Origin of the sequence: Microbulbifer rhizosphaerae (genome assembly GCF_014191725.1) — a bacterium.
GTDB classification, from domain to species: Bacteria; Pseudomonadota; Gammaproteobacteria; order Pseudomonadales; family Cellvibrionaceae; genus Microbulbifer; species Microbulbifer rhizosphaerae.
Map to the genome: position 1 here is coordinate 129,166 of NZ_JACHWZ010000004.1, position 26,024 is coordinate 155,189.

The 26,024-nt window shown below is 57.4% G+C and carries 21 protein-coding genes; 17 read left to right on the plus strand and 4 right to left on the minus strand.

The genetic code is table 11. The features are described 5' to 3' along the window. Positions 1-89 precede the first annotated feature (89 nt). Positions 90-569, minus strand: a complete 480-nt coding sequence (locus FHS09_RS05405) for a hypothetical protein (RefSeq protein ID WP_183457522.1) — start codon at positions 567-569, stop codon at positions 90-92. Between the two features lie 515 nt (positions 570-1,084). On the opposite strand from FHS09_RS05405, the gene FHS09_RS05410 reads away from it, so the two are divergent. The 6 genes from FHS09_RS05410 (at position 1,085) to FHS09_RS05435 (ending at position 8,886) form a co-directional block, all read left to right on the plus strand. Then, positions 1,085-2,188 carry a 3-deoxy-7-phosphoheptulonate synthase gene (locus tag FHS09_RS05410; RefSeq protein ID WP_183457524.1) on the plus strand — a complete coding sequence of 368 codons (1,104 nt, stop codon included), beginning with the start codon at positions 1,085-1,087 and terminating at the stop codon, positions 2,186-2,188. A gap of 57 nt (positions 2,189-2,245) precedes the next feature. Continuing rightward, positions 2,246-3,757 carry a vanadium-dependent haloperoxidase gene (locus tag FHS09_RS05415; protein ID WP_183457526.1) on the plus strand — a complete coding sequence of 504 codons (1,512 nt, stop codon included), beginning with the start codon at positions 2,246-2,248 and terminating at the stop codon, positions 3,755-3,757. Positions 3,758-3,998: 241 nt separating this feature from the next. Beyond that, positions 3,999-5,573: an NAD(P)-binding domain-containing protein gene (locus tag FHS09_RS05420; RefSeq protein ID WP_183457528.1), complete on the plus strand. Its 1,575-nt coding sequence runs from the start codon at positions 3,999-4,001 to the stop codon at positions 5,571-5,573. 54 nt (positions 5,574-5,627) lie between these two features. Continuing rightward, complete coding sequence (locus FHS09_RS05425) at positions 5,628-6,233, plus strand: chorismate--pyruvate lyase family protein (RefSeq protein ID WP_183457530.1); 606 nt, start codon at positions 5,628-5,630, stop codon at positions 6,231-6,233. 27 nt (positions 6,234-6,260) lie between these two features. Next, entirely contained in the window at positions 6,261-7,739 is a 1,479-nt protein-coding gene (locus FHS09_RS05430; RefSeq protein WP_183457532.1) for a cytochrome P450, read from the plus strand. Between the two features lie 121 nt (positions 7,740-7,860). After that, entirely contained in the window at positions 7,861-8,886 is a 1,026-nt protein-coding gene (locus FHS09_RS05435; protein WP_246394569.1) for a sulfite exporter TauE/SafE family protein, read from the plus strand. A 107-nt stretch (positions 8,887-8,993) separates the two neighbouring features. Here FHS09_RS05435 and mpaA read toward each other — a convergent pair whose 3' ends face one another. Next, entirely contained in the window at positions 8,994-9,698 is a 705-nt protein-coding gene (mpaA, locus tag FHS09_RS05440) for a murein tripeptide amidase MpaA (RefSeq protein ID WP_183457534.1), read from the minus strand. Between the two features lie 175 nt (positions 9,699-9,873). Between mpaA and FHS09_RS05445 the strand changes: the two genes are divergently transcribed. From FHS09_RS05445 to acpS, 8 genes are all read left to right on the plus strand, one after another. Then, a complete protein-coding gene (locus FHS09_RS05445) occupies positions 9,874-11,268 on the plus strand; it encodes a DegQ family serine endoprotease (protein WP_183457536.1) in 1,395 nt (464 codons plus the stop codon). 169 nt (positions 11,269-11,437) lie between these two features. Beyond that, positions 11,438-13,243 carry a translation elongation factor 4 gene (gene lepA, locus FHS09_RS05450; RefSeq protein WP_183457537.1) on the plus strand — a complete coding sequence of 602 codons (1,806 nt, stop codon included), beginning with the start codon at positions 11,438-11,440 and terminating at the stop codon, positions 13,241-13,243. A 91-nt stretch (positions 13,244-13,334) separates the two neighbouring features. Next, entirely contained in the window at positions 13,335-14,114 is a 780-nt protein-coding gene (gene lepB / locus FHS09_RS05455; RefSeq protein ID WP_183457539.1) for a signal peptidase I, read from the plus strand. A gap of 72 nt (positions 14,115-14,186) precedes the next feature. Then, a complete protein-coding gene (locus FHS09_RS05460; RefSeq protein ID WP_246394570.1) occupies positions 14,187-14,585 on the plus strand; it encodes a DUF4845 domain-containing protein in 399 nt (132 codons plus the stop codon). Continuing rightward, positions 14,578-15,258 (plus strand): ribonuclease III, encoded by a 681-nt coding sequence (gene rnc / locus FHS09_RS05465; RefSeq protein WP_183457543.1) that lies wholly within the window; start codon positions 14,578-14,580, stop codon positions 15,256-15,258. The genes FHS09_RS05460 and rnc overlap by 8 nt, the downstream gene beginning before the upstream one ends. Before the next feature lie 121 nt (positions 15,259-15,379). After that, positions 15,380-16,282, plus strand: a complete 903-nt coding sequence (era, locus tag FHS09_RS05470) for a GTPase Era (RefSeq protein WP_183457545.1) — start codon at positions 15,380-15,382, stop codon at positions 16,280-16,282. Positions 16,283-16,444: 162 nt separating this feature from the next. Beyond that, on the plus strand, positions 16,445-17,182 hold the full coding sequence (recO, locus tag FHS09_RS05475; protein WP_183457547.1) for a DNA repair protein RecO: 738 nt from the start codon (positions 16,445-16,447) through the stop codon (positions 17,180-17,182). Next, a complete protein-coding gene (gene acpS, locus FHS09_RS05480; RefSeq protein WP_183457549.1) occupies positions 17,172-17,558 on the plus strand; it encodes a holo-ACP synthase in 387 nt (128 codons plus the stop codon). Before recO ends, acpS begins: the two co-directional genes overlap by 11 nt. Positions 17,559-17,644: 86 nt before the next feature. On the opposite strand, the gene FHS09_RS05485 is transcribed toward acpS, so the two are convergent. Then, complete coding sequence (locus FHS09_RS05485) at positions 17,645-20,476, minus strand: response regulator (RefSeq protein ID WP_183457551.1); 2,832 nt, start codon at positions 20,474-20,476, stop codon at positions 17,645-17,647. Positions 20,477-20,623: 147 nt separating this feature from the next. Here FHS09_RS05485 and cysM point away from each other — a divergent pair, with 147 nt between their 5' ends. The 3 genes from cysM (at position 20,624) to mazG (ending at position 24,728) form a co-directional block, all read left to right on the plus strand. Next, positions 20,624-21,526, plus strand: a complete 903-nt coding sequence (gene cysM / locus FHS09_RS05490) for a cysteine synthase CysM (protein WP_183457553.1) — start codon at positions 20,624-20,626, stop codon at positions 21,524-21,526. Then, positions 21,527-23,782 carry a GTP diphosphokinase gene (gene relA / locus FHS09_RS05495; RefSeq protein ID WP_183457555.1) on the plus strand — a complete coding sequence of 752 codons (2,256 nt, stop codon included), beginning with the start codon at positions 21,527-21,529 and terminating at the stop codon, positions 23,780-23,782. A 133-nt stretch (positions 23,783-23,915) separates the two neighbouring features. Continuing rightward, positions 23,916-24,728, plus strand: coding sequence for a nucleoside triphosphate pyrophosphohydrolase (gene mazG, locus FHS09_RS05500; RefSeq protein WP_183457557.1), 813 nt, complete (start codon positions 23,916-23,918; stop codon positions 24,726-24,728). 64 nt (positions 24,729-24,792) lie between these two features. On the opposite strand, the gene FHS09_RS05505 is transcribed toward mazG, so the two are convergent. Then, positions 24,793-25,797, minus strand: coding sequence for a 2-hydroxyacid dehydrogenase (locus tag FHS09_RS05505; RefSeq protein ID WP_183457559.1), 1,005 nt, complete (start codon positions 25,795-25,797; stop codon positions 24,793-24,795). Positions 25,798-26,024: the final 227 nt, after the last annotated feature.

Below are 26,024 nucleotides of genomic sequence, written 5' to 3' on the forward strand. Positions count from 1 at the left end.
CTATCAGGGTGGTTAACTTAAAACAAGGGTATCCCCTCTTTCAGTGTGTTAATAGCAGCGGCCTCTGCTTTGCAGTGGCCGCTGTTTTTCTATTTGGTTACAAGGACCAATATTTGCAATATCGTAAGGCTGGCAGTAGTTGCCAGGCCAATATGGTGCAGTGCCGCAAGTTCTCCCAGGCCAATGCGTATTTTATGGATATCGTCTGTATCTGAGCGTGTATCTGCAACAGCACGGATACGCTTCTCAAGGTGTGAAATTATATAGACTATACATAAGATAAAGACTGCGAGAACCAGATTCGATGGCCAATCAAATCCACGCTGCCATCCCTGGATAGTTAGGAATATGGCGCCTCCACCCATGGTTGCTTTCATAGTGGGAGGGAGCAGATGGATAAGTCGATTGAGTTGAGCATGGACCAAACGAACAATATTATCATCTGCATTTTTGCTGGATGGATTATGTATCAACGACCATACAGGCTTCTCAATCAGAGATAGAACGGTAAATATGCCAGTTGCAAAGGCAAAGCAGATGGTGGCAAGTGTGGTTGAAATTTCTGTCATGCTTTAGTCTCCTTATAAAAATATAACAAACAGATTTACTCTTGGATAAATTTCTGACTGATCTCCAGGTTATTTTCTCTTGCTTATGGGTGGAACGTAGAAAGTTCTTCCATTTTTCTCTAGTTGTGTACTTCTGTCCTAAATTGTTGCGCTGATAGGTGCACCAATATTGGGATAAAGTAACAAGATTTTATGGTGAATAAGCGTAAATTGTACCTAACATGTGCATCTTCATAAATCTGAAATAATACTCATAAATTGTTGCACAGTCTTTGTGCGTTCTCATTAAATCTTAACAATTTGTGCTCTATATGGGCTCAAAAATTTGACTCTATTAAAGCGTAATAATGTAGTAAAAATAAATAGGCAACTTTCAATATTTGCTGCTTGAGTTGTCGTAATTTTACTATTCTGATCCGTTGTACTTCTCCTAATCTTAAATCTCAAACAGGAAATCCAGTTGAAAGGTAAGTTTTAAGTTCCAGTAAATAACCAGCATTGAATGAGGCTCAGAAATGTCAGTTTCACTGAAGGCTAGAAATGGTGCTAATGTGTTCCGAGAAGACAGAATAGTCAGTCCTGCACAGCTCCGAGCCATATACCCGGCAGGTCGAGAGGCCGGGGAATTTCTTGCAAGGTCACGGGATACTGTCAGGCGTATCATTCAGAGAAAGGATCCCAGGCTTCTGGTTATATCTGGGCCTTGTTCTATTCATGACATGAAATCTGCGCAGGAGTACGCCTGCAGACTTAAAGAATTGCATGAAAAACACAAGGACAGTCTATTTATCTTGATGCGTACCTATTTTGAAAAACCTAGAACGACGGTTGGTTGGAAAGGGTTCATTAACGATCCAGGACTTGATAACTCATTTGAAATTGAAAAAGGATTGTGTAGGGCCCGGGAGCTGCTGTTATTTTTCGCAGAACTGGAGCTTCCTTGTGCGACCGAGGCTCTGGACCCGATAGTTTCACAGTACCTGGGTGATTTAATCAGTTGGGTTGCAGTTGGTGCACGAACTACTGAGTCGCAGATTCATCGGGAAATGGCCAGTGGCCTCTCTGTACCGGTGGGCTTCAAAAACGGAACGGATGGCAATATCCAAATAGCCGCCAATGCAATGAAGTCTGCTTCAAGTCCTCATAAATTCCTGAGAGCTGATGAAAATGGACACATATCCGTTACCAGCAGCCGGGGTAATGTCGATGCCCATCTGATACTGCGAGGTGGGAGACAACCTAATTATACAGATCACTATATTCGAGAGGCTGAGAGAATACTTGCAGTTTCCGGGGTGAATCGAAGTATCGTCGTAGATTGTAGCCACGGCAATGCCGGGGGCAATTACAAATGTCAGTTGGATGTTGCTGAAAATATTGGGAAACAGGTTAGGGAAGGGGGCAGGTCCTTGGCAGGAATTATGCTTGAAAGTCACTTGTCCGAGGGTCGACAGTCAATAGATGGATTAAAAAATGGAGGACTAAGGTACGGCGTATCCATCACGGATGCCTGTATAAGTTGGGAGGATACCCAGTTGGCTATCCACAGTTTCAGCGAGGACGTATCAGCCGTTCTTGAGTCCCAATACGCACCTGCGGAACTGGCCGAAGTGGTCTGACATATAGAAGTACTAAATATACTTTTTAACTATGTTTCATATAGGAAGGAGACGGTTTTGGGAAAGTTATTTCACAAAGGGGTGTCAAAGGTATTGTGTTGCACCATGGTTATTGTAATAGGATGCTTCACAAAAAGTTTTGCATCAGAAAGCGAGACCAGTTATGACTTTAAAAATGGTAATGCGGTAATAGAAGTTGCGGTTCCGGCATTACTGCCGGTGATTCTGAGCGATGTTTCATCGACTGCGGGTGATGCAACCCTGATCCTCAGGATGTCGACATTGATGTCAAATGCCTGGTTCGATGCCAGTGCACCGTATCATCCGACGGCGGTTGGTGTTTATAGCCGTTTGGGCAGGCGCCCCCTATCAGAATCTGAAACCAATACCAATATCAATATTGCGATTTTGTATGCCTCCTATCGGGTATTGAGTAGCCTGTTGCCTCAGCGGACTCCGGTCTGGCGCAAAATGCTTACCGATATAGGTTTGGATCCGGATGATGACAGCGTTGACCTGGCGACCCCGGTGGGGATTGGCAATGCCGCGGGCTTAGGTGTTGTCCGGGGGCGTGCACGCGATGGTATGAACCAGCTGGGAGACGAGAGTGAGCGGGCATTCAATCCGATGCCATACATGGATTATACCAACTATAGGCCGATCAATAGCGCCTACAGGCTGTTCGACCCCTCGCGCTGGCAACCTGATCTGCAGCGCAAGGGAATGGGGTTGTACAAAATACAGCAGTTTGTGACACCACAGTATGCCCTTACTGAGCCCTATTCTTACCAGGCCCCCCAGCGATTCAATATGCCACCGCCGTATGCGAGCAATCACTGGAATTATCCAGCCTATAAGCAGCAGGCTGATGAAGTATTGGCTGCATCTGCTGACCTAAACGACGAGAGAAAGCTAAAAGCGGAGCTTTTTGACAATAAAATTGAATCTTTAGGGTTCTCGGCACTATCCACTGCCATATCACGGGGTTTATCCCTCCAGGAAACGATAGAGCTGGATTTTCTCATCAGTATGGCGGCCCACGACGCAGGTATCGTTATATGGCAGGAAAAGCGGCGCTATGACGCTGTGCGTCCATTCAGTGCAATTCGTTACCTCTATGGCGATGAATGGGTTAGCGCATGGGGCGGACCGGGAAGAGGCACTATTCGGTTGCCGGCAAACCAGTGGAAGTCCTATTTGGAGGAAGCGGATCATCCGGAGTATCCATCGGCATCCACTTGCTTCTGTGCTGCACATGCCCAGGCGGCTCGCCGTTACTTGGGAACAGATGTACTTAATTGGGAATTTTCAAAAGCAGCGGGATCTTCTCATGTTGAGCCGGGTATCACTCCTGCCGAAGACACTATCTTACGTTTTGACACCTGGACGGATTTTGTGTCCGATTGCGGTCAGAGCCGGGTTTGGGCTGGTGTGCATTTTCAGGCAGCTGTAGACGTGAGCACACAAATGTGTGACGTTTTTGGTGATATGGCTCACGAATACCTTTCATCCCTGATTGATGGGTCTGCGCCTGTCCGACGTCCTGCCAAGGGTAAAAGGTACAAATAATAATACGATAGGAATGAGTGATTATATACGGTTGTGATTTTTATGGTCTGACATTTGATTCTTCAGGTAGGCTGGTCCTGTCGTAATTGTACAATCATCGTGTCTGCAAGTTGCATTAGTATTTTGGTGTATGAATTTTTAGTGAACAGGTTTATATCGAGATCACCAAGTTTGCTAGGCAGTAGTATATTTAATGTGATCGCTTTCTGTTCAAAGGATATTTAATTTTAGGAGATATGCCATGAAAAAGCATGTGGCTGTTATAGGTGCAGGGCTGTCTGGGATTGCAGCCATTAAGCAGCTGACGGATGAAGGACATAAAGTGATTTGCTTTGAGCGCCTGGATAACCTCGGAGGAGTATTTTCAAGGAATGAGATCTATGATGATCTGCACCTTACCATATCAAATTATTTTATGGCTTATTCAGATGATGTTCCGAGTAACGAACGCCTGAAATTCTGGTCAAAGGCGGAGTATCGAAAATACCTGATGTCCTATGTGGAGAAGTTCAATCTTGAGGAGAAAATAAAATATAGTACAGAGGTAGTTTCGGTTAATAAATCGCCAGATGCTAATTCCTGGGAGGTTGAGGTATCTTGTGGCGGAGATATGGAAAGACTCAAGTTCGATGCTGTAGTCGTATGTTCCGGGCATTTTCAAAGTCCAAAAATACCGGAAATTGAAGGTCTGGATGATTTCAAGGGCACTGTTGTCCATTCCAAGTACTATCGCGATAAGAACCTTTATGAAGGGAAGCGGGTTCTTTGCGTGGGAATGGGCGAAAGTTCTGCAGATATCACTTCGGAAATATCCAGTGTTGCAAAAAAATGTATTCTTTCTTTGCGACGGTATCACGCTGTGGCACCACGATATATGGCCTTTCAGGAAGACACCTATTTCACGATAGATACTTCCTGGCTGACTTCAAGGATTGTGAACCGGCTTCCGCACAGGTTTCATGCTGGCATCACCAAAGGAATTTTCAAGCGTTATGTTAACAGTCGAAACCCGGATCTAAGGATTCGTGGCCAGTGGTTGATGAAGTCAGGCCCTTCTTTTCATCAAGCCGTGACTAAAAACGAAAGGCTTTTCAAGCCTATTGCCGATGGCAAGGTGATTCCCAATATCGGTGGAATCAAGAGGTTCGACGAAGGTGGTGTAATCTTCAAGGATGGAACCAGAGAGGAAATCGATGCGGTGGTATTTTGCTCTGGATATAAACTTGAATTTCCTTTTCTGAACAAACAGATCTCGGACATGCGAGATCTTTTCAAGCAGATGTTTATCCCTGAAATTGGGGAATCCCTGGCATTTATTGGCTTTGTCCGTCCCCAGCAAGGTGGAATTCCAGCGATTGCGGAAATGCAATCCCGCTATCTGGCTCAGTTGTATAGTAATAGAACTAATCTGCCATCTTTACAGGAGCAGAGACAGGTTATTCGACAAGATGCCGAACATTGGCGCTCCGAGTACAGTATTACTCCAAAAGTCGCCTCATTGGTCAACTATTGTCACTATATGGATTCGATAGCTGAGCTAGTTGGCTGTATGCCAGAGATACCTTCTCTAATGGAAGATCCAAAGCTGAGAATCAAGCTTCTCCATGGCCCACAGTTTGCTGCCCAATACCGGCTTACCGGAGCCCATAGCATGCCAGAGAAGGCCAGGGAATTTCTTTTGGATTTCCCAAATATAAGTTCTTGGAGACGTATAGCCTATCTGGAGACCAGTGCACTCCTCTGCAGGATATTGCCTCGCATTCCGAGCTTTAAGGTCAGAGTTATGTCGAGCAGTAGCGTGGAGCCGGCAATATAGCTATAAGTCGGGAGTTTCCTTTTTGTATTATTTATCCGCCGTAGTGAGGTCGCCATGATCATACTGTCTGACAATGCTTTCCGTGGGAGAAGCGATCGCGCCGGTAACGAGAGCAGTCTGAGTGCTTTTCAACGTATTCTGCTTGGCTCCGACGGCACTATGACAAATCTCCTCGAAGGAATTCTTGGCGAGGATTTATGTGTAAACAAAATTTTCGAGGAAGTCAACAGGGCATCTTTCGATATTCCGGAACTGGAGCTTTGCTCAGGTCAGCGTCTTTGGCGGCGCACGGTAACCTTGCAAGGAAAAGCCTCCGGTATCAATTGTCTCTATGCGGATTCTCTCATCGCCTTAGATAACTTAGACGAGAAGTTTTCTGAAACTCTTCTAAATACCGAGGCTCCGATAGGAAAAATTTGGGATTTATTTCGAGTTGAAACCTATAAGAGTCTAATGGAGTGGGGTGAAGATATAGCCGGAGATTCAGCAAGGTACTTTGATATTAGTGAGGACGAAACGCTTTTGTACCGTACTTACAGGGTTTTTTCCCAGGGGAATCCGGTTATGAGAATAACGGAAAAGTTTCCCAGTAATTGGTTTGTAGACAGCGAGTTTTCACCGAGAATGATTTCTGGTGACGGGCTATCCATGGTCAACTAGACTGAAATCCCATAGGGAGCACTGTAAATGTACAATAAACTCAGAGAAGAGATCGCATTCGATGGGGTTTTGGGTGGCGGAACAGCTGGTTCCATAAAGGCTCCTCCTCCGGGGCCGCCTAGAATATCCTGGAAGAATTTGTCACCCTTCATGAATGAGAGCATGCATCTTGAGCTCAGTGAATTGGCGGATAGATATGGTGACGTTTTTCGACTGAGGATCAAGGGCGGGGATCTGGTTGTACTTAGTGGTCTGAAAACCGTCTGGGGGGCTCTGGTTGCCCAAGAAGGGGTTTTTGATGATCGAGCGGATTTTGAGATCCTAAAGCAAGCTCCTCAGTGTCATTTTGTGGAGTTGAAAAGCGGAAGTTTCTGGAAAAAGCACAGAGAGATCTTTGTAGAGGTTATGCATACCTACTTTTCCGGACGATGGAGTGAGGTGGAGGGCTGGTTGCAGGACGAGGCGGCTAGCCTTGTTCAGTCGATAACCCAAAAGAATGGAAATCCATTCGATCCCAACCGTTGCCTTGCTCTAGCCAACTTGAGCTTTATCCAGAGAACAATTTTTGGTCGTAGATGTAGCGAGGAAGATAAACAGGCATTCCATGAAAATGGTGTGACTCTGATCCCCAGTGGATTCATGAACGCAACCAGCCTGGGGCGTTTATCCAGGATGTGGAGGTTGATATTTTACTTTTTTCGCAAGAGCTCTCTGGAAGGCTTCAAGAATGGAATCAATGGCCTTAGTGGCTATATTGCCAAGAACGTCGATGAGCATCGCGAATCTTATACTCCCAATGTTATGCGGGATATGTGCGATCATTTGTTGCACGCGGGATCTGAGCTTTCCGCTGAGGAACGTGCGACTTTCCAGTTGTATGATCAGGATATCGTCAATGGATCCCTGACGCAGGTTGCAGGGGCGGGAACAGGAGTGCCCACTTTTGCTTTGCGCTGGGTACTGCTCTACTTGGTCAAGCATCCCGATATACAGGCCGAATTGCATCGGGAGGTGGACGCGGTGCTCTGTACTGCACCGATGATGTCTGATCGGAGCAAGATGCCCTATATGCAGGCTTTTCTGAACGAAGTGCTGCGACATGCTCCGATCACCCCATTGCCAGCGGTTTACTACCGAACCACGAGAGATACCAATGTCAATGGTTACTTTATCGAAAAAAATACTCCGGTGATGGTTAATTACTACAGTATTGCCAGAGATCCCTCAGTATGGGAAAACCCTCATGCCTTCGACCCCGGAAGATTTCTTGATGCCGAAGGCAAGTTGCGGAAAGACCTGCAAAACAAGTTTTTTCCTTTTGGCCTGGGTGCGCGACGTTGTATCGGTGAGCATCTGGGGCGTATGCAAATGTTCCTGCTGTGCGCTCACTTGGTATACCACTTCAAATTTTCCTCCCCTCCAGAGGGAAGTGGCCATACAAAGGCGATACACGGTGTATTTATGGTTCCGGAAAGTTATCGGGTTGTGGCGACACCGCGAAACTGAATATGGATAGTAAATGATGAAAGCTACGGATTTTCATGTAAATTTTTCGCGTCCGCCTGGTGACGATCGAACTCCCCTGCGCAGGTCCTCTCGAGTCCCGACAAGGGGAATCCTGCTATGGATGGTCTGGCTGGCAGCCTTCTACGCAGTCTGGGCATTCCTGGTATTTGGCCTCGACAACTGGCAGATGACAAAGGAGCACTGGCCGATGGCGCTGGCCATGGCGCTGGGCAGTTACGCCGCGGGGTCTACGCCTATGGGTGGCGGCACGGTGGGCTTCCCGGTGCTGGTGCTCCTGTTCGACACCCCGGCGAGCCTGGGGCGGGATTTCAGCTTTGCGGTGCAGGCGATCGGTATGGTGAGCGCGAGTTTTTTCCTGCTTGCCAGGCGCCAGCCATTGGCCGGCAATATGCTCAAAGGCGCCATGCTCGGATCCCTGCTGGGCACTCCCCTGGGGATTCAGTTGATCGCCCCGCTAGTACCGGAGCTGTGGATCAAGCTGGTCTTTGCGGTGGTCTGGGGTAGCTTTGGTATTTTGCACCTGTATCGCCTTCGCGAGATCACCGCCCACTCCGGCAGCGGTGGTTTGCAGCCGCGACGGGACTTCCGGATCGGCTTTGCCCTGGGGGCTGTGGCGGGAGCCACGGCGGTGTCGGTGACCGGGGTGGGGATCGATATGGTGATTTACGCCGCGCTGGTTCTGCTATGCCGAGTGGACCTGAAGATCGCTATTCCCACCTCGGTGGTGATTATGGCCTTTAACTCCGTTGTCGGCGTGGTAGTAAAGAGTGTTGGCGGTGGTTGGCACCCGGAGGTCTACGGTAACTGGCTGGCCGCCGCCCCGGTGGTGATACTGGGGGCGCCGCTGGGAGTGTTTATTGTGGCGTTGATCGACCGCAAGCTGACCCTGCTGATCGTGGCGCTGCTCTGTGTGGGCCAGTTGGTATGGACCTTTCACGCCGAGAGGGCGGCGTTGGGGTCACTGGGATTGCTGGCCTCCCTGAGCGCAGTGGCGCTTTGCCTGCTGGTTTTCGAGTGGTTGCGCAAGCTGGGAAGCCGGCTCGCGGGCGCCAGTGCGTCCCGGACCGCCGAACAGCATCAATCTCCCGACGAGGTGCTGGACGGCGGGCTACCGCTGGCCAGTTGAATGACACAGGCGAGCCTTTTACCGCCCTCACGGCGGCTTCCCCTCCTGGGGCCGCCGCGCCGAAGCTGCTCCGGCGTGACCGGCCTCGCCCTTCCCCGGAATCTGATCTACTCCTTCCTACTCAGCAGTTGAACGAGGACGTCGAGATAGTCCTCGCTGGCCGCATCGGCGGAAACCGGGGGGAATTCCAGGGTGATGCAGGGCAGTTTGCGTTCGTCGCACCAGTTGCTGAAGGAGCCGGGAGTCGGGTAGCCCACATTCTCCACCAGGGGCAGCTGCATCCGACTCGCCAGCCACTGCCCCAGGGCACTGCCCTCCGGATCCTCCACGCAGGCCAGCGGCTCGTGGATAGTCACTATCCAGGCCGGCTGCAACTGGTCGATCAACTGACACAGCGCCTGGGTCTCCGCTTCCGAACCCGCCTCGCTGCCGGTACTCAGGCGCACATCGCGCTCTTCCGCGACGCTGTTCCAGCGATAGACACTCTCCATTCCCTGCCAATTGCCGGTGGCAAAGTTGCGGTTCAGGTCCACCCCGCGGGCGTTGGCGCGAAGCCCCAGCTGGCAGCCGTCCGGGTTCACCGCCAATATCACGTGGTGGCGCAGTTGTCCCGATGGCAAGGCGCGGAGGGCGCAGGACAGAGCGACTACTGCCGCCACTTCGTCTCCGTGGGTGCCGGCCATTACCATGCCGTGGGGATTGCCGCTCTGGGCGGGAAAGTAGAGCAGTGGGGCGCCCAGTTCGGAGCGCCCGTACTGCAGTCGGGGGTGGCAGAAGTGGCCGCGTTCGGTGCGGGGGCGCAGTGGGGCCATGGCTTCCCTTAACATTGTTTTACACTGGGCAGAGAACTTTTGCGGCGAAATCGCCACTAACTGTTTGTTGAACGCCGCCCCATTGCCCATATAACTTCTGGGCGCAATCCTCGCGGGGCGGTATCCTGAACACACTCATTGCATATTAGAAGGGATAATTAGGGGTAACAAACTTATGGTTACACGCTGTACGCAGTTTTTGTTGACTCTCTGCCTCTTGATATCGGCGTCCGCCTGTGCCCGGGAGCTGCCGGAACTGACCAGTCTGATCGAACAGAACTCCCCGGCGGTGGTGAAGATAAACACCATGGAACGCAGCCGTGTGAATGGCGGCGGCCTGCCGCCCCAGTACCAGCAGGAGATTCCGGATATCTTCCGGCACCTGCTCGAACCTCGCCGCCGCGAGCAGCGCCCGGTGGCGAGCATGGGTTCCGGTTTCATTATCTCCAAAGACGGCTATGTGGTGACCAACAACCACGTCGTGGACGGCGCGGACGAAGTGGTCGTGACCCTGACTGACCGCCGGGAGTACGAAGCCAAAGTCATCGGTACTGACCAGCGCTCCGACCTGGCACTGCTGAAGATCGACGCCGAAGACCTGCCAACGGTCGGCTGGGGGGATTCGGACGACCTGAAAGTGGGTGAGTGGGTGGTTGCCATCGGCTCTCCCTTCGGTCTCGACTACTCCGCCAGTGCCGGTATTATCAGCGCCATGGGCCGCAGCATCCCCAATGAGAGCCGCGAGAACTACGTGCCCTTCATCCAGACCGACGTGGCCATCAACCCCGGCAATTCCGGTGGGCCGCTGTTTAACATGGACGGTCAGGTGGTGGGCATCAACTCCCAGATCTACACTCGCAGCGGCGGCTCCATCGGCCTGTCGTTTGCCATCCCCTCCAGCCTGGCTCGCGACGTAGTGGCGCAGCTCAGGGAGAAGGGCCGGGTGGACCGCGGCCGGCTGGGCGTGGGTATCCAGGATGTGGACCGCAACCTAGCCACGGCCATGGGGCTCGGCAAGCCGAGGGGCGCCCTGGTGGCGCAGGTGGAGGCCGGTTCGCCGGCGGCGGAGGCAGGCATTCGTGTGGGCGATATCATCACCCGCTTCGACGGCCAGAAGATCGTTGTGTTTGGCGACCTGCCCCACATCGTGGGACAGACTCCCCCCGGCAGAGAAGTGTCGGTGGAACTGATGCGCGAAGGCGAGCGCAAGAAAGTACGGGTCAAGGTGGGTGCGCTGGAAGGGGCCGAGGAAGTCCAGCAGACCTCCTCAGCCCCCTCCCCCGATGTGGGCGGTCGCCTCGGCCTTGTGACCAGCGAGATTCCCGATACTCTCAAGCAGCGCTGGGGCGTGGACACCGGCGTCCTGGTCAAGCAGGTGGTGCCGGGCAAGCCCGGCGCCAAGGCGGGGCTGCGCAGCGGCGACATTGTGGCCCAGTTGGGATTCGATGAGGTGGAGAACATGGAAGACTACGACAAGGTGGTCAAGGAGCTGCCCGGGGGCGAACTGCTGCCAATACGCTTCTTCCGCGCAGGTCAGCCGACCTTCCGCACCATCCAGATTGATGAGTGATCATTGATGAGTGGCCAGTGAGTGGTGATGAGCAGATGGACCTGCGTTATTTCATCCACCACTGGCCACCAACCACTCACCACTAACTACTACTTCTGATAGACTTGCGCCACGCTGCCGGCTCCGATGCTGGCTAACAAATTGATTTTGCAAGGATTTCTACTTTCCTGTGGCCTCAGATCTCTCCCGTATCCGCAATTTCTCCATCATTGCCCATATCGACCACGGCAAATCCACCCTGGCGGACCGCTTTATCCAGGTCTGCGGCGGCCTCACCGACCGCGAGATGGCCGAACAGGTCCTGGATTCCATGGATCTGGAGCGGGAGCGGGGCATCACGATCAAAGCCCAGAGCGTGACCCTGGACTACACCGCGCGGGACGGCAAAACCTACCAGCTGAACTTTATCGACACCCCGGGGCATGTGGACTTCTCCTACGAAGTGTCCCGCTCCCTGGCGGCCTGCGAGGGCGCACTGCTGGTGGTGGACGCCGCCCAGGGGGTGGAGGCGCAATCAGTAGCCAACTGCTACACCGCCATCGAGCAAGGCCTGGAGGTGATCCCAGTGCTGAACAAGACGGACCTGCCCCAGGCGGATCCGGACCGGGTGGCGGAGGAGATCGAGGACATCATTGGCCTCGACGCCACCGAGGCCACCCGCTGCAGCGCCAAGTCCGGCCTGGGAGTGGAGGACGTGCTGGAGGATCTGGTGCGCCTGGTGCCGCCGCCGCAGGGGGATGTGGACGCGCCACTGCAGGCGCTGATCATCGATTCCTGGTTCGACAGCTACCTGGGTGTGGTATCCCTGGTGCGGGTGATGCAGGGCACACTGCGCAGCAAGGATAAAATTGTCACCAAGTCCATCGGTCGCGCCCATGTGGTGGACAGCGTGGGCGTGTTTACCCCCAAACGCAAAGAGACCGGCGTGCTGCGCGCCGGCGAGGTGGGCTTTGTGGTGGCCGGGATCAAGGATATTCACGGCGCGCCGGTGGGCGATACCCTGACCCACGCCAAGGGTGCCGAGGAAGTATCCATGCTGCCGGGCTTCCAGAAGGTCAAGCCGCAGGTTTACGCGGGCCTCTTCCCGGTCAGCTCCGACGACTACGAGGCGTTCCGCGATGCGCTGGACAAGCTGTCCCTGAACGACGCCTCGCTGTTCTACGAACCGGAGACTTCCGATGCCCTGGGCTTCGGTTTCCGTTGTGGTTTCCTCGGCATGCTGCACATGGAAATCATCCAGGAGCGCCTGGAGCGGGAATACGACCTGGACCTGATTACAACCGCGCCCACGGTGGTGTACGAGGTGGAAATGACCGACGGTGAGGTCATCTCGGTGGACAACCCCTCGCGACTGCCGGACCCGGGCAATATCGCCGAGATGCGCGAGCCCATCGTCGAGGCCAATATCCTGGTGCCCCAGGAGCATCTGGGCAACGTGATCACCCTGTGTGTGGAGAAGCGCGGGCTGCAGAAGGACATGCAGTATGCGGGCAGCCAGGTGTCGCTGCGCTACGAGCTGCCCATGAGCGAGGTGGTAATGGACTTTTTCGACCGCCTCAAATCCGTGAGCCGTGGCTTCGCGTCGCTGGATTACAATTTTGTGCGCTTCGACCCGGCAAAACTGGTGCGACTGGATATCCTGATCAACGGCGACCGGGTGGATGCCCTGGCGCTGATCGTGCACCGGGAGCACGCCCAGCAGAAGGGCCGCGCCATGGCGGAGAAGATGAAAGAGCTGATCCCGCGACAGATGTTCGACGTGGCCATCCAGGCGGCGATCGGCGGCCAGGTGGTCGCCCGCACCACGGTCAAGGCGCTGCGCAAGAACGTCACCGCCAAGTGTTATGGCGGCGACGTCACGCGCAAGAAAAAGCTGCTGGAAAAGCAGAAAGCGGGCAAGCGGCGCATGAAGCAATTGGGTCGCGTGGAGGTGCCGCAGGAGGCGTTCCTGGCGGTGCTGAAGGTGGATCAATGACCAGTAAACAATTAATCAATGATCAATTTTCTGGTCATGGATTCCTGTTTACTGTTAATTGATCGTTGTTAATTGATTATTTGAGACCGATATGGATATTAATTTTCCACTTATCCTGCTCTGGCTGGTGGTCATCACTGGTGCTATCTGGCTGTTTGACAGCCTGTTTCTGGCCCGTCGCCGCAAGCAGAAGCGGGGCGAGGGCAAGGGCCAGGCCGCCGCGGAACCGGTAGTGGTGGAGTATGCCAAGTCCTTCTTCCCGGTGCTGGCGATCGTCTTTGTGCTGCGCTCCTTCCTGGTGGAGCCCTTCCAGATCCCCTCGGCGTCCATGTGGCCCACCCTGGAGATCGGGGATTTTATCCTGGTGAACAAATACGCCTACGGCCTGCGCCTGCCGGTATCACGCACCAAGGTGGTGGATATCGGCGAGCCGGAGCGGGGCGATGTGATGGTATTCTTCCCGCCGCATATGAACGACACCTACTTTATCAAGCGGGTGATCGGGCTGCCGGGGGATAAAGTTCGTATCGAAAACAATGTGCTGTACATCAATGGCGAACGCGCACCCCAGGAATTGATTCAGGCGCTGCCACCGGGCGACCCGGAGCTGGAAGTGCTGTGGGAGGAGATCTATGGCCGCCGCCACCTGATGGCCAAGCGCATTCCCGCCAGCCCCTACAGCAACTATCACGGCGTGGTGCCGGAAGGGCACTACCTCATGATAGGCGACAACCGCGACAACAGCCTGGACGGCCGCGCCTGGGGTTTCGTGCCGGAGCGCGACGTGGTGGGCAAGGCCTTTGCCATCTGGATGCACTGGGACAAACTGCTGAGCCTGCCCAGCTTTAACCGGGTGGGCAGCATCGAGTAAAAACCGACAATAAAAATCGAGGGCAAATCCATGGGTGGGTATGACTTTTCTTCCCTTCGCAACCAGCGCGGTATGAGTTACTGGGGCTGGCTGCTTGTGGTGGCGGTATTCGGCTTTATCCTGACCTGTGTATCGAAAATGGGGCCGGCCTATATCGACGCCTACTACGTTGACGAGGGGCTCCGGAAGCTGGCGGAAAACGCTGAGCTCAGGGACATGAGCCGGGGGGAAATCAAAAAAGAGCTGGATCGCTTTTTCCTGATCAACAACGTGCGCGGTGAACCCACCAAGGCCGTAAAGATTGTTCGCGGCGCCGACAGTATGCTGGTGAGTATCGACTACGAATTGCGCCAGCCGTTGATCTACAACATCGATGTAGTGATGAGATTCGACAAGCAGCTCAACACAGCCAAGCCGGAACTCTGCTGCAAGCCGCTGGTAGACCTGGAGCAATTCAGTAAACGTGACTGACCTTTCACTCGAGCGCCTGTGCAAGCGGCTCGGCCATACCTTTGAGCGCCGGGACCTGCTGGAACTGGCGCTGACCCACCGCTCCCACGGCAGCCGCAATAACGAGCGGCTGGAATTCCTCGGCGACTCCATTCTCGGCTTCACCATCGGTGCCGCCCTGTTTGAACAGTTCCCCAAGGGTCGCGAAGGCCAGCTCAGCCGCCTGCGCGCGCAGTTGGTGAGCGGGGAGACCCTGGCGCAACTGGCGCGGGAGATGGAGCTGGGCGATTGCCTGCGCCTCGGGGAGGGAGAGATGAAAAGCGGCGGCCACCGCCGCGCCTCGATACTCGCCGACGCCGTGGAGGCGCTGATCGGTGCCATCTACCTGGACGCCGGCCTGGAAGCCGCGCGCGAGCGGGTACTGGCCTGGTTCGCCCCGCGGCTGCAGAGCCTGTCCCTGGAGACCGCCAAGGACCCCAAGACACAGCTGCAGGAATGGCTGCAGGCGCGCGGGCGCCCGCTGCCGGAGTACACTGTGGCGGATATTGCCGGCGCAGAGCACGCCCAGCGCTTTGTCGTGGAGTGCAAGGTGAGCGGCCTGAACAAACCGGTGCGCGGCGAGGCCGGCAGCCGCCGCGCGGCGGAAAAAGTCGCGGCCACCGAAGCCTATAACCGCCTGACCGGGCGAAACTGATCCTACAATTTTGTCGGGACCCGGGTAGAGCCTAAGCCTTTGATGCGAAGCCCCCCGGTAGCAGGGCCCCCGCAGGTTTCTAGAATCAGAGACCCAGGCAAAACCTTTCGGAGAATTTTTTTTGAGCGAACAACCCTCCCGCTGCGGCTATGTCGCCATCGTCGGCCGCCCCAACGTGGGCAAGTCCACCCTGCTGAACCACCTGCTGGGGCAGAAACTGGCGATCACCTCGCGCAAGCCGCAGACCACCCGGCACAATATGCTGGGGATCAAGACCGAGGGGCAGAACCAGATTATTTTTGTCGACACTCCGGGCCTGCACGCCGATGCGGACAAGGCCATCAACCGCTATATGAACCGCGCCGCGGCGAGCGCCGCGCGGGATGTGGACGTGGTGGTGTTCGTGGTGGAGCGCACCCGCTGGACCGAGGGGGACCAACTGGTGGCGGACAGGCTGCGGGGCCTCAAGACCCCGCTGGTGATCGCCGTCAACAAGGTGGACCAGTTGGAAGACAAGGGCGAACTGCTGCCGCAGCTGCTGGCCCTGGCGGAACAGCATCCGCGGGCGGAAATTGTGCCCATCTCCGCCCTGCGGGGCACCAACCTGGACGCGCTGGAGAAAGTGATCATGCAACACCTGCCGGAGGGCCGGCACTTCTTCCCCGAGGACCAGATCACCGACCGCAGTTCGCGCTTTCTCGCCGCGGAAATCGTGCGCGAGAAGATCATGCGCCAGCTGGGCGCCGAGGTGCCCTACCAGGTCACCGTGGAAGTGGAGGAGTTCGCCCAGGAGGGCAGTACCCTGCATATCAGCGCCGCGATACTGGTGGAGCGCGCGGGGCAGAAACGCATTATTATCGGCAACAAGGGCGAGCGCATAAAACAGATCGGCAGCCAGGCGCGCCAGGATATGGAGCGGCTGTTCGACAGCAAAGTGATGCTTAATCTCTGGGTGAAAGTTAAATCCGGCTGGTCCGACGACGAGCGCGCCCTGCGCAGCCTGGGATATTCAGATGACAGGTGAGGGAAGACAGAGGACAGAAAAATGCTGACTTTATTTCCTCGCACTGGCTATTTTATTTTAGAGCCTGTTTGGAATCTTGCACAAAGCTCTCAGGGCCGCGTGAGGGGAGAGTCTGTGAAGATCTCAAACAGACCCTTAAGTCCTCAGTCCTCTGTCTTCTGAATGCAACCCGCCTATATCCTCCACTCCCGACCCTACCGGGATTCCAGCCTGATTCTGGAGCTGCTCACACCGGAATTCGGCCGCATCGGTTGTGTGGCCCGCGGCGCGCGGCGGGACAAACAGCGCCGGCGGCAGTCGCTGCAGCCTTTTGCTCCGCTGCTCGTCTCCCTGCTGGGCCGCGGCGAACTGAAAACCCTGGGCCCGGTGGAGAGCGCCGGCAGCGCGCTCTGGCTCCAGGGGCGGGCAGTGTACGCGGGGCTCTATGCCAACGAGCTGCTGGTGCGCCTGCTGGCGGTGGGGGAGGCCCAGTATGGGGTTTTCGCCTGCTATCAGACCCTGTTGCAGGGGCTGGCGGGAGTGGCTGGGGAAAGCGCTGAGCCGCTGGAATCGCCTTTGCGGCGTTTCGAACTGCAGCTGTTATACGAACTCGGCAGCTGCCCCCAGCTGGATTACTGTGCCCACAGCCAGGAACCGGTTACTGCCGACGGCAATTACCGGCTGGAAAATGAAACCGGCTTTGTGCCGGTTTTCCGGCAGGGCGGCCGGCAGGCTGTGAGTGAATTTTCCGGCGCGGATCTACAGGCCCTGGAGTGGGCCCGGCACAGTGGTGAATTCGACCGGGCGCTGCTGGCCCCGGCGAAGCGGTTGACCCGGCTGTTGCTGGCGCCGCTGCTCGGGGAGAAGCCGCTGCAGAGCCGCGAATTGTTCAAACAGGTCTACAAAAACGATGATCGTTAGTATCGGCACGGATATCTGCAGTCTGACCCGCATCGAGGCCGCCTGGCGCCGCTTTGGCGACCGTTTCGTGGAACGGGTGCTGTCTCCGGGAGAGCGGGAGGCCTTTGCCGCACTGGCGATCCCCAACCGCGCCGCCTACCTGTGCAAGCGCTTCGCCGCCAAGGAGGCGCTGGGCAAGGCGCTGGGCACCGGGATTGGCGCGGGCATTTCCTGGCAGCATATTGAAGTGCGCCGCCGCCGGGGTGAGGCGCCGCAGGTGATCCTGAGCGGGGAGGCGCAGGCGCGCGCGCAGCGGATGGGAGTGACCAGGATTCACCTGACCCTGTCCGACGAAAAGGATTTTGCCCTGGCGTTTGTGGTTTTCGAGAACGGCTAGCCTGGGAGCGCCGAGCCCAGCTCGGCAAGCGGGCCGCAGGCCCGCCCTGGAGAACTCTTCGCAAGATTCTAAACAGAGTCTTACGCCTACGCTTCCCTCGCCACCAGGCCGAACAACGTGTCCAGGTCCTGCTCCTGGCCCCAGTCGTGCAGTGCACGGATTTCCCGCGCTGTGGCCTCCAGGCTCCGTCCGTCGACCTCCGCCTCTTCCTCCTCCTGCAGCGGGCGCAGCTGTTCCTGCAATTTCGCGGTGGCCTCGCGCAGCCGCGGCACACCGCAATAACAGCAGGCGCCGTGTAGACGGTGTACCAGCTCGAACAACCCCTTGTGATCCCCCTCAGCCTGCAGGCAGTTCAATTCCTGCTCGTCGGCCATCAACCCATCGAGCAGCATCTGCAGCATGTCGCGGGCCAGTTTGGCGTTGTTGTTGCTGAGGCCCAGGCTCTCGCTGATGTCCACCGGCCGCGGGCTCCGCTCGCGTCCCGGGGCGGGCATCGCCGGTGCCAGGATTTTCATCCAGCGCTTGATCATATTGCTTAGCTGCGCCTCGCTGACCGGCTTGCTGAGGTAGTCGTCCATTCCCGCGGAGAGCAGTCGGGCTTTTTCCTCGGCGCCGGCGTGGGCGGTAAGCGCGATGATCGGAATGCGCTTGTCGCTCTTCCCCTGGCTTTTTTCCTCTTCGCGAATCCGCCGGGTGGCGGCGATGCCGTCCATATCCGGCATCTGGATATCCATAAAGATCAGATTGAATTCCCGCTGTCGCCAGAGTTGTAATGCCTCTTCGCCGCTCGCTGCCACGGTGGCGTCCACGCCCTGGGCGCGCAGCAGCTCCCCTACCAGCAGTCGGTTGGCTCTGTGGTCGTCCACCGCCAGCACCCGCGGCGCGGCGGGCCAGGGCAGGGTGGGTTGGCTGCCGGTAATACGCGGCGCCTGGCCCGATTGCGGCGCGGCGCGGCGCAGGGCGCGCAGCAGGTTGTCGCGGGTCACCGGCTTGCGCAGGAAGGTCAGCACCCGGGTGCGCAACTGTTCGTAGCAGCGGCGCAGCTCCACCGGCGAACCCTGTAAAATGACCCGGCACTGGTAGGTATCCACCAGTTGCTGCACCGTGCCCACGAACCGTTCGAAATCGCCACCGGCGATGGCGGTGTCGATGATCACCGCATCCGGCTGCGAGTCGTGGCGCCACATCTGCTCCACTGCCGGCTGCAGGGTTTTGGTCTCCGCCAGTTCCACCGCTTCCACCTGCCAGTGCCTGAGCAGCTGCGCCACCTGCATGCGGGTCATATTGTTGGGGTCTGCGACCAGCAGGCGGGCGCCCGGAAACTGCTCGCGCATCGGCGCGGCGCGGTTGCGCTCCAACAGCAGGGGCAGGTGTACCCAGAAGGTCGAGCCCCTGCCGGCGACTTCGTCGATACCGATACTGCCGCGCATACGCTGGATCAGGCTGCGCGCGATCGCCAGGCCCAGGCCGCTGCTGCTGATCTGCTGGCTGTGCCGCTGGGTGTTGTGCTCCACCAGTTGGCGCAGTTCCCGGCGACCCTGCTCGTCGATGCGGTTGCCGAGGTCGGTGACGCTGATGCGCACCATCAGTTCCGATTCCCTGGCGCTCTGCACACTGATGCGCACCGGGATATCGCCGTTCTCGGAACTGCGCACCGCGCTGCCCACCAGGTTGGTGAGTATCTGCTTGATGCGCAGCGGGTCGCCGATCAGCGTAGTGGGCAGTTGGTTGTCGATCAGTGGTACCAGTTCCAACTGGTGTTCATAGGCGAAGGGCGCGAGTATCTGCAGGGTTTCCTCCAGCAGTTGCCCGAGGTCCATGGGGATATGGTCGAGTACCAGCTTGCCAGACTCGATGCGCGAGAAGTCCAGGATATCGTTGATCGTGGTGAGCAGGCTTTCCGACGAGCGCAGGATAGTCTGCAGGTAGTCCTGCTGCAATTCGTCCACATCGGTTTTCAAAAGCAGATTGGTAAATCCGATGATGCCGTTCAGCGGCGTGCGGATTTCGTGGCTGGTATTGGCGAGAAAAGCTGATTTTACCCGGCTGGCCTCCAGCGCTTTCTTGCGCGCCAGGTCCAGCTCGATGTTCTGTTCTTCCATGCTGTCCAGGGATTGCCGGAGGTCTTCCATGGACTGGTGCAGGCTGGATTTGTAATCCCGCTGGTGGTTGGCGAGGTTCGCCGCCATCTCGTTGACCTGCTCCGCCAGTTGGTGCAGCTCGCGGCTGTAGCTCTCGCCCGCGCGGGCGGCGAAACGGCCGTCACCGATGGCCGAGAGTGTTTCCCGCAACCGTGCCAGGGAGCGGGCGAAGCGTTCGGACAGGAACACCGACCACATCAGCGCCGCCAGGGTGCAAACGATCAGTCCCAGCAGCAGTACCACCACTACCTGGTAGGTGCCGACGATAAAGTAGGGGCGGTGCAATTCGATGCTCAGCCAGCAACTGAGCGGATCGCCCTCCAGGGGCTGCAGTACCTGAAGGCTGCCGGATTTCTCGTAGATAAAGGGCGCGCGGCCATGCAGCTCGGCGGCGCTGACGGTGGCGCGTGGTCGGGGGCCCACGCTGGCCAGCAGCCGCAGTCCGCTGTCGTCGTTCAGGGGGGCTCCCTTGACGGCATCGGTGGTGTAGATGTGCACCGAGCGCACCATGTCCTTTTCCAGCATCAGCGTCAGCAGGCTCTGGTGCAGCCATTCCTTACGCAGTTCCGACGGCTGGCTGCCGCTCAGCTGGATCAGCGATGCCAGTTGCTCCGCGCTGGCGCGGCCGTGGCTCAACAGCAACTGACGGCGCTCGTGAAGCTGCTGCAGGCTGAACAGTATGCCCAGTACCAAGGCCAGCAGCAGCGCCGGCGCCAGGGCAAAGCGGAACACGATCGCGCGCAGTGAGCGCAGGCGGGGGGGCGGATCCTGTACCATGTGGTCAGTTTCGGTTATTTGTTATCAGCCGCCATGATCAGTGATTGATCACCAATGATCAATGTCTCGCCCCTGTTCATTGATAACTGATCACCGATCACTGATCATTGTCTCCCGTTGAGGTTTGAATCTGGAACGCGCATCCCCATGGATTATCCCACAATCGCCGACTGCGTAGGCAACACGCCGCTGGTTCGGCTACAGCGCCTGCAGGGCGAAACCAGTAACACCATCCTGCTCAAATTGGAGGGGAACAATCCGGCCGGTTCGGTCAAGGATCGACCGGCCCTGTCGATGATCCAGCACGCCGAGGCCCGCGGCCGGATAAAGCCCGGGGACACATTGATTGAGGCCACCAGCGGCAACACCGGTATCGCCCTGGCCATGGCCGCGGCGATCAAGGGCTACCGCATGGTGCTGATCATGCCGGAGAGCGCCACCGACGAGCGCAAGGCGGCGATGGCCGCCTACGGGGCCGAACTGATCCTGGTGACCGCGGAGGAGGGCATGGAGGGCGCTCGCGACCTGGCACTGAAAATGCAGGCGGAAGGGCGCGGCCTGGTGCTGGATCAGTTCGCCAACCACGACAATCCGAGGGCGCATTTTGAGGGCACCGGTCCGGAGATCTGGCGCCAGACCAACGGTGATATCACCCACTTCGTCTCCTCCATGGGCACCACCGGCACTATCATGGGCTGTGGCCGCTATCTCAAGCAGCAGAATCCCGCTGTGCAGATTATCGGCCTGAGACCCACCGAAGGCTCCAGTATTCCCGGCATCCGCCGCTGGCCGACCGCTTACCTGCCCAGCATCTTCGCCGCCGAGGAGGTGGATCGGACCCTGGATATCAGCCAGCGGGAAGCGGAGGAAATGACCCGCAAACTGGCCCGGGTCGAGGGCATTTTCTGCGGTGTCTCCTCCGGCGGCGCCGTGGCCGGTGCCCTGCGGGTGTCTGCGGAAGTGGAGAACGCCACCATAGTGGCGATTATCTGTGACCGCGGGGACCGCTACCTGTCTTCCGGTTTGTTCGGCAACTGGTTCGGCAACTAGATGGTTCAAGTAAGAAAACACCACTCCCTGGGCGCTGACAGCGAGCTGGACCTGGAGTCCTGGCTGCGCCATGTGCAGACCCTGGCCAAGCTCGATGGCGGCGCGTTGGTCACCCTGCGCCGGGCCGCGGAATTGAGTGCCGAGGCCGAGAAGCGGGCGATCGCCGCGGAGAATATCTGGGCCGAAGGTGCCAGCAGCTTCCGCACCGGCCTGGAGATGGCCGAGATACTCGCCGACCTGCAGATTGACAGCGAAGCGCTGTGCGCCGCGGTGCTCTACCGCGCGGTGCGGGAAAAGCGCCTGCCTCTGAAAACCGTCGAGGAGGAGTTCGGCAAGACGGTGGCCAAGCTGATTCGCGGGGTCCTGCGCATGGCCGCAATTCGCAGCCGCAGCGCTGAAACCGGGGGCGAGGGCAAAAGCGCAGCGGTTGAGGAGCACTCGGAGAATATCCGCCGCATGCTGGTGGCGCTGGTAGACGATGTGCGCGTGGCGCTGATCAAACTGTCCGAACGCACCTGCGCGATTCGTGCGGCGAAGAATGCCGACCCGGTCAAGCGCCGGCGGGTCGCGAGGGAAGTGGCCGATGTCTACGCGCCGCTGGCCCACCGCCTGGGGATCGGCCATATCAAATGGGAGTTGGAAGATCTTTCGTTCCGCTACCTGGAACCGAGTGATTACAAGCAGATAGCGCGCCTGTTGGACGAAAAGCGCCTGGCGCGGCAGAAGTATATCGACCAGGTGTTGGAGCTCTTGCGCAACGAGCTGGCTCGGGCGGATATCCGCGGCGAGGTCTACGGCCGCGCAAAGCACATCTATAGTATCTGGCGCAAAATGCGCCGCAAGAATATTGGCTTCTCCCAGGTATACGATATCCGCGCGGTGCGTATCCTGGTGCCCACGGTGCGCGACTGCTACGCGGTGCTCGGCATAGCGCACAACCTGTGGCGCAACATCCCCAACGAGTTCGACGACTATATCGCCTCGCCCAAGGAAAACGGCTACCGCTCCCTGCACACCGCGGTGATCGGTCCGGATCGCAAGGTATTGGAAGTGCAGATCCGCACCTTCGCCATGCACGAGGAGGCGGAGTACGGCGTCTGTGCCCATTGGCGCTACAAGGGCACCGACAGGAAATCCGGCCAGTTGGAGGGACAGGACGGCTACGAGCAGAAAATCTCCTGGCTGCGCCAGGTCCTCGACTGGCACGAAGAGGTGGGCGGCAATCCGCTGCAGGACGACCTGCAGTCCAGCGAGATCGATACGCGCATCTACGTGTTCACGCCGGACGGCCACGTGGTGGACCTGCCCCGCGGCGCCACGCCGCTGGATTTTGCCTACAAAATCCACACCGAGATCGGCCACCGCTGCCGGGGCGCCAAGGTGGACGGGCGCATAGTGCCGCTCAACCACGAGCTGCAGACCGCCAACCAGGTGGAGATCCTCACCGGCAAGCGCGAGGCCCCCAGCCGCGACTGGCTTTCTTCCGGCATGGGCTACATCACGACTTCCCGCGCCCGCGCCAAGGTGATCCACTGGTTCAAGCAGCAGGCGCGGGACCAGAATATTGCCGATGGGCGCGGCATTCTCGACGGGGAATTCAAGCAGCTGGCATTGAACGATTTCGATTTCGACAAGCTCGCCGGCAAGCTCAATATGCACTCCCTGGACGACCTCTACGCCGCGGTGGGTGCGGGGGATATCGGTGTGGGCCAGGTGCTCAACACCGCCCAGCGCATGGTCAGGGTGGACCGGGTGGAGCAATTGCCCTCGCTCACCGCCTCGGTGGCCCGGGGCGAGGGCAAGGCGGATGTGTACATTGATGGCGTGGGCAACCTGATGACCCACATCGCGCGCTGCTGTAACCCGCTCCCCGGCGACGACATCATGGGCTACATCACCCAGGGCCGGGGCGTATCCATTCACCGCAAGGATTGCGCCAACATGCTGCGCATGCAGTCCGAGGAGTCCGAGCGGGTACTGCAGGTGGAATGGGCGGAAAAGCCGAAGGAAGTGTATTCGGTGGAAATCATGATCGAGGCCTATGATCGCCACGGCCTATTGCGGGATATCACCACCATGCTCGACAGCCAGCGTATCAATATCACCGCCATGCAGACGCGCTCCAATAAGCACAAGCACACGGTGGATATGGTGCTCACCGCGGAGATCCGCAACTTTGAGGAATTGAGCCGCGTGTTGCACCGCATCAACCAGTTGCCCAACGTGGCTTCTGCGCGGCGGCGGATACTGCACTAGTGATGAATGCGGAACGCGGAATGCGTTAGCGCTCCGGCTCCGAAAACTCCCCTCTCCCGCTTGCGGGAGAGGGGTTGGGGAGAGGGGATTCCGGCCGTTGGCCGCGATCGAAATTTATCGCAAGGGAAATATCGTGCAAGAAAAATACACCGTCGAAGACCTGCTGTATTTGATGAAACAACTGCGCAATCCCGAAGGCGGCTGCCCCTGGGACCTGAAGCAGGATTTTGCCAGCATAGTCCCCTCCACCATCGAGGAGGCCTACGAGGTGGCCGAGGCCATCGAGGCGCAGGATTTCGAACACCTGCACGAGGAGCTCGGCGACCTCCTGTTCCAGGTCATCTTCTACGCCCAGCTCGGCAGTGAAGCCGGTCATTTCGATTTTTTCCGTATCACTGACACCCTGGTGCGCAAACTGCTGCGTCGCCACCCGCATGTATTTCCCAGCGGGGAACTTTACAGCGATAACTGCGGCGTGGCGGTTGACGAGGCTCGGGTAAAGCAAAATTGGGAGGTTATCAAAGCGGAAGAGCGCCATGCCAAAGGAGAGGCGGGTGCGCTGGACGGAGTCGCCCTCGGCCTGCCGGCACTGACCCGTGCCGGCAAATTGCAAAAGCGCGCCGCGCGGGTGGGGTTCGACTGGCCGGATATCGACGGCGCGCTGGACAAGATCGAGGAGGAGATCGCTGAACTGCGCGAAGCGGTCCGCAGCGGTGACCGCGAGCACAGCCGGGAGGAGCTGGGGGATCTGTTGTTCTCCTGCGTCAATGCTGCGCGCCACCTGGAAGTTGATCCGGAAAGTGCGCTGCGCCACTGTAACCGCAAATTCGAGCGCCGCTTCGACGCCGTGGAAAGGGAACTGAAATCCCAAGGGCGCCGGCCGGCGGACGCATCCCTCGCTGAACTGGATCAACTCTGGAATCAGGCCAAGAACCGGGAGCGTTGAAGGGGATTTACCTGTAAGGTGGATAAGCACAGCGCATCCACCCTAAACAGGCCGTCACCACTAATTACTGTTCAAGGGGTGCAATCAGCTGATTTGAGCAACTGCCGGTCTCCTCGAATTCCGCCACATTGGCGAGGGTGGTTCTGGCGATATCAGTAATCGCCTCCCGGGTGAAATAACCCTGGTGGCCGGTGACCAACACGTTGTTGAAGGTGAGCAGCCGGGCGAATACGTCGTCGCTCAGCACTGTGTCCGAGTGATCCTCGAAGAACAGGCTCTCCTCCTCCTCGTACACATCCAGCCCCAGGTAGCCGATTTTTCCCGATTTCAGCCCGCCAATGACCGCAGGGGTATCGATCACTGCACCGCGGCAAGTATTGATCAGGCAAACGCCGCTTTTCATCATCGAGAGGGTGTGGTCATCGATCAGGTGACGGGTGTCCGGCAGCAGTGGGCAGTGCAGGGAGATGATATCCGAGTGGCGGCAGAGGGTTTCCAGTGACACATACTCCATGCCCAGGCCGAGGCATCTCTCGTTAACCACCGGATCGGTGCCCAGCAGCCCGCAGCCAAAGCCGCGCATTATGGTCGCGAATACACAGCCGATCCGGCCGGTGCCCACCACGCCTACGGTTTTGCCGTGCAGGTCGAATCCCATCAGGCCATTCAAAGAGAAATTACCTTCGTGCACCCGCGCGTGGGCCCGAAGCACCTTGCGAATCAAGCACAGGATCAGCGCTACCGCATGTTCCGCCACAGCGTATGGCGAGTAGCCGGGCACATTGGCCACCAGAATGCCCATTTCATTTGCGGCGCGGATATCCACATGGTTGAAGCCGGAACTGCGCAGCGCAATCATCCTGACGCCCTGGTCGCGCATTTGCTCCAGTAGCGGCCTTTGAATCTGGTCGTTGACAAACACGCAGATCACCGGGCTGGGATTGCACAGGGCCAGGGTTGTGGCATCGAGATGGGTGTCGACATAGAGAAGTTCGTGCCCGAGAGTGCGGTTGTAGCGGTCGAAATACTTTTTTTCGTAGGGCTGGGCGTTATAGATGGCAATCTTCATTGATCGGTGATCCCCTGGTCATCTCTTGTTCGGAGGTATCAGGGAAAGCATAGTTTGGCATTTGGGTATCCGTTCGTCGCCGGTCATCCCAGGGGACGGGTACAGGGCCGCATATCGGCTGGTACCCGCCACCTTGGCGGGTCGCAAGGTCGGGCACCGGGCAGTGCCCGGTAAACGCGCGCTGTCCGGTCGGCCGTTGCGGGTATTTGGATTTGTGCACGCCATCC